The organism is Streptomyces sp. NRRL B-24085 (assembly GCF_001282115.1).
GTDB lineage: Bacteria > Actinomycetota > Actinomycetes > Streptomycetales > Streptomycetaceae > Streptomyces.
Genome location: NZ_LJBR01000050.1, coordinates 1 through 4,079, shown reverse-complemented (window position 1 = coordinate 4,079; position 4,079 = coordinate 1). Strand labels below are relative to the sequence as shown.

Genomic DNA, 4,079 nt, shown 5'->3' with positions numbered 1-4,079 from the left:
CCCCTACACCCGCCCCGCCCCCGTCACCGACATCACCAGCGAGTACAGCGAACTCGTCGCCGCGATGAACATCCGGTTCCCCTTCGGGCCGCCGAAGGTCACGTTGGCCACCCGCTCCGGCACCCGGACCCGGCCGATCAGCGTGCCGTCGGGGTCGTAGCAGTGGATGCCGTCGGTCAGGGCGGCGGCCCACAGCCGGCCCTCGTCGTCGAAGCGGATGTTGTCGAAGCGGACGCCGTCGGGGGCCTCGGCGAAGACCTCGCCGTGCGAGAGCGTGCCGTCGGCGTGGACGTCGTACCGGTGGATCCGGGCGGCCCGTGAGTCGGAGACGTACAGCCGCCGTTCGTCGGGCGAGAGGATCACCCCGTTGGGACCGTCGAGGCCGTCCGCGGCGAGGGACACCTCGCCCGTGCCCGGATCGATCCGGTACACATGGCAGGCCCCGATCTCCGACTCGGCCCGGTGCCCCTCGTAATCGCTGAGGATGCCGAAGTCCGGGTCGGAGAACCAGATCGTGCCGTCGGAGCGTACGACGGCGTCGTTCGGGCTGTTCAGGCGCTTGCCCTGCCAGCGCTCGGCCAGCACGGTCACCGTGCCGTCGGGCTCGGTGCGGGTGACGCGGCGGTTGCCCTGTTCGCAGGTGACGAGCCGGCCCTGCCGGTCGACGGTGATGCCGTTGCTGTTGCCGGCCGGGGAGCGGAAGACGCCGACCGCGCCGGTGGCCTCGTCCCAGCGCAGGATGCGGTCGTTCGGGATGTCGCTCCAGACGAGCTGGCGCCAGGCGGGCAGGTACAGGGGTCCCTCGGCCCAGCGGCTGCCGTCGTGGAGGGTTTCCAGCCTGCTGTCGCCCTTGGTGCAGGGCAGGAAGCGGTCGTCCAGGATCTCGTAGAGGCTGTCGGGCACCGGGGGTCCTCTCGGTAGGGGTGGGACGGGGTCAGCGGCGGCCGGTCCGCCGGAGGTGGTGGCGCACCGCGCGCTGGGCGACCGGCCCGAGGTCCTCCAGTGCGGCGACGAGCACGCCGAGCTGCTCCAGGGCGTCCAGGGCCGACGTGGCGCCCGCCGCGTCGACGCCCTCGTACAGCTCGATGCCCACGAAGGACGCGGCCACCGCCCGGGCCAGGCCCGCGGGGTCGGCGAACTCGCCGAAGGGGGTGGACGCGAGGACTCTGGTGAGGACCTGCTCGATCTCGGTGATCCACAGTTCGAGGCCCGCGGCGGTGGCGGGGCCGAGGGTGGCGTGGGTCTGGGCGCCGGCCAGGAGCTGGCCGAGGAGGGCCACATGGCCTCCGGCCCGCTCCTCCTCGTGGACCCGCCGTCCCACCGCGAGCAGTTCGGACAGCGAGGTCACCTCGGCCAGCCGCTGCCGGTAGCGGGCCACCGAGCGCTCGGCCCCGTAGCGGCAGGCCGCGGCGAGCAGTTCGTCGACCGTGCCGAAGTGGTAGAAGACCAACGCCTGGTTGACGCCCGCGGCCGCCGCGACCGTGCGGGCGGAGGTCTTGGCGATGCCCTGTTCGGTGAGCGTGCGCAGGGCGCCGTCGAGCAGCTTGGTCTTGGTCTCCAGGGACTTGGCGGACTCGGGACTCACGCGCGCGACTCCTCGCGCACGGGACGGAGGCCGGGGCGGACCCCGCACGTCGTGATGTCGCTGTACGTCGCCTCGAAGGACCCCTCGTAGCCGAAGAGCGGGCCGAAGTACCGGTTGACGACCCGGACCCGGATGCGGAAGCGGCCCGCCCGGTCGTCGTACGACTCCCTCACCTCCGCCGTCGCGCCGATCAGCTCGGGCACCCGGGCGTCGACCACGCCCTCCCGGAACCGGTGCTCCCCCGAGCGGATCAGCAGCGAGCCGTCGGGCTCGGCGCTGAAGTGGAGCTCGCTGGCCAGGTGCTGGTGGGTGCCGAGGTAGTCGAGGATGCGGTCGCCCTTGGGGCTCAGCACCATCTGGGCGTCGAAGCGGCGGGGGCGGCCGGGCAGGCGGAAGGTGCGCACGAAGGTCACCGTCTCACGGCCGTGGGTGTCCACGTAGGGCACGTTCTCGATCACGAAGGGCACGTTCCGTCCTGGTGTCGGCACCAGGATGTTGCGGGTCGCGCCGAGGGCCAGGAAGGGCTTCACGAAGGCCCCGCCGTGCCAGACGCGGTCCATCACGCCCCGGCCGGTGCAGGCCTCGCCGGACGCCAGCCCGACCGAGAAGCGGCGCTGGAGCCGGGGGTGGAGGCGGTCGAAGTCGGCGCCCATCACCGTGCGGAACATCGAGGTCATCGCGGGGTCTCCAGGGTGCGCAGGACACGCGGCGCACGCACGCGTGTGGAGGGCCGGCGCAGACAGCGCCGGGCGGCCGGGGTGCCGGGCAGGGGCGACTTGAACAGGGCCACGCAGATGGCGAGGGCGAGGAGGAGCGGCGAGAGGTAGGCCATCGGCGCGGCCAGCGGGCCGAAGAGGTGCAGGAAGCGCTCCAGGCCGAGGCCGGTGCCGGCGACGAGCACGACGAGGGCGCGGACCAGGAGCTCGGCGAGCCAGTTCCGCAGGGCCCGCTCCGGGGTGATCCCGCGTTCCAGCCACAGTCTCAGCCGGTCGAAGGACCAGGCGGTCGCCCAGCCGATCAGGGGACGGAACAGCAGGCGGTCGGCCACGGCGCCGAAGCGGCCCCAGCGGGGGCGGTAGTCGTAGCCGGTGAGGAAGAGGACGCCGTCGCCGTCCGGAAGGTAGCGCCAGTAGCCGCTGCCCTCCGCCAGGAGCGAGAGGGGGTGCGGGGAGGAGAAGCGCAGGGCGGAGGTGCGGGTGCCGTCGGGGCGCTCGCGCTCCCCCGCGGCGACACCGGTGCCGGCGACGGTGAGACCGGGCAGCACGCGTGTGGCGTAGCGGAAGCGCTGCGGCTCGTCCGCCTCGTGCGGGAGGTAGGTGATGCGGGTGAAGCGGAGATCCCAGCGCTGGTGCTGGGACGGCTCCTGGGTCCGCGTCCAGAGGTCGTCGAGATCGGCACGGATGCGTGCCTCTATGTAGAGCCCCAATGTTCCCCCAGGTGAGCTCGGTGTTTGAGCGACCGCTCAAACTCTCAGGAAGGGAAGGTACACGTTTTTGAGCGACTGCTCAATCAGCGGGCACGAGAAAACCCCGGCCCGCGCGGGCCGGGGTTCGTCTGAACTGGTCAGCCGGCGAGGTGCCGTTCCACCGTCTCCACCTTGGAGGTCAGACCGTCCGTGACTCCGGGACGGATGTCCGCCTTGAGCACCAGCGACACGCGCGGCGCCCGTGCCTCCACGGCGGCCACAGCACGCTTCACGACGTCCATGACCTCGTCCCACTCGCCCTCGATCGAGGTGAACATGGCGTCGGTGCGGTTGGGCAGCCCCGACTCGCGCACGATCCGCACCGCGTCGGCGACGTACTCCCCCACGTCCTCGCCGACCCCGAGCGGGGTCACGGAGAAGGCGACGATCATGCGTTCACGATCCCTTCCTGGCGGGCCCGGGAGGCGATCACGGCGTCCTCGGCCTCACGCTTGAGCCTGCGCTCGGCGAAGAAGCCGCCGGTGGGCAGCACGGAGAGCACGAAGTACCAGATCCCGGTCTTCGCGGACCACTTGGTGCGGTTCCAGGCGTCGAGCCAGAAGATCACGTACAGGATGAACAGGAAGGCGTGCACATAGCCCATCACCGGGACGGCGTTGAAGTCCGTGGTCCGCTTCAGCACCGAGCAGATGAGCAGAACGAGGAACGAGATCGCCTCGGGAGCGGAGACCAGGCGGAGGCGTCGGATGGCGGAGGCTGTCTTGAGGTCCACGGGTCACCTTCGGTGGGAGGTCGGTCGACAGCTTGTGAACGAACGCACAAGCGTGCCTCCATTGTGACAAACGGGTTCGGGGGGCCTTGTGCCGGGGGCGACTGCGGGTCCGTCGTGGCCGGTCGCGCAGTTCCCCGCGCCCCTGAGTAGACGCACTCACCCGCGCCACGACGAACCGTTGGCCTCGACCTCAAGCGACTGCGGGCCGGTGGGGGCTGGTCGCGCAGTTCCCCGCGCCCCTGGGTGGGTCATGTGGACGCTCGTGCAGACGCTCACGGCGGTGAGGGGACGGGGTG

At 71.6% G+C, this 4,079-nt stretch carries 6 protein-coding genes; all 6 read right to left on the bottom strand.

Annotated features, from left to right (window positions below):
- Positions 1 to 3: 3 nt before the first annotated feature.
- The gene (locus tag AOJ26_RS07430; RefSeq protein WP_053847388.1) at positions 4 to 903 is read right to left on the bottom strand and encodes an SMP-30/gluconolactonase/LRE family protein; all 900 of its coding nucleotides are present in this window, start codon (positions 901 to 903) and stop codon (positions 4 to 6) included.
- A 31-nt stretch (positions 904 to 934) separates the two neighbouring features.
- The gene (locus AOJ26_RS07425; RefSeq protein ID WP_053847387.1) at positions 935 to 1,585 is read right to left on the bottom strand and encodes a TetR/AcrR family transcriptional regulator; all 651 of its coding nucleotides are present in this window, start codon (positions 1,583 to 1,585) and stop codon (positions 935 to 937) included.
- Positions 1,582 to 2,262 carry a DUF4166 domain-containing protein gene (locus AOJ26_RS07420; RefSeq protein WP_053847386.1) on the bottom strand — a complete coding sequence of 227 codons (681 nt, stop codon included), beginning with the start codon at positions 2,260 to 2,262 and terminating at the stop codon, positions 1,582 to 1,584. Before AOJ26_RS07420 ends, AOJ26_RS07425 begins: the two co-directional genes overlap by 4 nt.
- Positions 2,259 to 3,011 (bottom strand): hypothetical protein, encoded by a 753-nt coding sequence (locus tag AOJ26_RS07415; protein WP_053847385.1) that lies wholly within the window; start codon positions 3,009 to 3,011, stop codon positions 2,259 to 2,261. Before AOJ26_RS07415 ends, AOJ26_RS07420 begins: the two co-directional genes overlap by 4 nt.
- A gap of 137 nt (positions 3,012 to 3,148) precedes the next feature.
- Positions 3,149 to 3,442 (bottom strand): MTH1187 family thiamine-binding protein, encoded by a 294-nt coding sequence (locus AOJ26_RS07410; protein WP_053847384.1) that lies wholly within the window; start codon positions 3,440 to 3,442, stop codon positions 3,149 to 3,151.
- Complete coding sequence (locus AOJ26_RS07405; RefSeq protein ID WP_053847383.1) at positions 3,439 to 3,783, bottom strand: DUF3817 domain-containing protein; 345 nt, start codon at positions 3,781 to 3,783, stop codon at positions 3,439 to 3,441. Before AOJ26_RS07405 ends, AOJ26_RS07410 begins: the two co-directional genes overlap by 4 nt.
- Between the last annotated feature and the right edge of the window lie 296 nt (positions 3,784 to 4,079).